1 protein-coding gene is annotated in these 1,202 nt (G+C 62.7%); it reads right to left on the minus strand.

All coding sequences use genetic code 11. From position 1 onward, the window contains the following. Positions 1 to 152: 152 nt before the first annotated feature. Entirely contained in the window at positions 153 to 1,139 is a 987-nt protein-coding gene (locus NKJ91_RS33605) for an IS5 family transposase (protein ID WP_352458929.1), read from the minus strand. Positions 1,140 to 1,202: the final 63 nt, after the last annotated feature.

The following is a 1,202-nucleotide window of genomic DNA, read 5'->3' on the forward strand; positions in this document are numbered from 1 at the left end:
GAGGGCTTTGCACGGGGAAGCGAAATCCTGGTTGGTGAGTTAATGGGGCTTTTTTGATGGCCGGGAAAGCAGTTTTCGACGGCTTGGTATGGCATCGACCGGCATGACCGGCCGATCCGCCGATTTTAGGCCGATTTTAGACAGACTCCTCCTCATGCCGGCTTTCCGCCAGGTGGATAGAGGGCGCCGACCATGGTCCGCAGATTGTAGGCGCAGGCGGCTAGTATGCATTGCGTGCGGTTGGCGGCGAGGTTGAAGAAGCGCAGGCGCCGCATGCCGTAGCGCTCCTTGAACACAGCAAAAGGCCGCTCCACAGCCGCCCGCACCTTGGTGATCAACCGGTTACGCAGCTTCTGGCGCGCCGGCAACTCGGGATGATGCTTGTTGGGCCGCCGCATCAGCCGGTCCTTGATCCCGGCCTTGGCCAGCCGATCATGCCTGGCATGGGTGTAGTAGGCCTGATCGCCATAGGCCGCCTTCTCATCGCCGCAAACCAGATTGTCGGCCGCCTCGGTGTCGGTGATCGAGGCGTCGCTTACCTCGACACGCCGGATCATGGTGTGCTCCTGGTCGGCGCCGATGTGCATCTTGTAGCCGAAGGTGCTCTTGTTGCCCTTCTTGCCCCAGCGCGCGTCCTTGTCGGCCGACGGCTTGGCCGGGCCCTGGTGGCCCTTCTTCGGCTGCTTGGGCGGCCGCCCACGGGCCTGCAGGAACGTCGCATCGACTAAGGTGCCGCGCTTGACGATCAGGCCCTTCGTCTCCAGCTGGCGGTTGATCTCCTCAAACACCTTGTCGATCAGCCGCTCGCGCGTCAGTTCCTCGCGGAAGCGCCACAGTGTCGAATGATCGGGCGTACGGTCCGAAAGGCTGAAGCCGGCAAAGCGGCGAAACGACAGCCGGTCACGGATCTGAGCCTCCAATGCCGGATCGCTCAGCCCGTGCCACACGCCCAGCAAAAGACAGCGCACCAGCGCCTCCGCCGGGTAGCTGGTGTTGCCCGAGCCGGGACCGCTGCGCTGACCCAGCAATGTTCGGATCGGTGCCCAGTCCAGTTCCTTCGATACCAGGTCGAAAATCGTCTCGTCCGACGCCGCCAGCCCGTCCGCCAGACTCAACTGACCCAGAACACGATCCGCCATCCCGAATCTCCCTGCTTCGACCATCATCACAGAATCACCAATCGGCTTCTATGCAAAGGTCTC

Source organism: Mesorhizobium sp. M0040, from assembly GCF_040323505.1.
Classification (GTDB): Bacteria; Pseudomonadota; Alphaproteobacteria; order Rhizobiales; family Rhizobiaceae; genus Mesorhizobium.

What these genes read in the sequence shown, in the direction of transcription:
- NKJ91_RS33605 (WP_352458929.1), bottom strand. Translation starts at nt 1,139, where the DNA reads ATGGCGGATCGTGTTCTGGGTCAGTTGAGTCTGGCGGACGGGCTGGCG.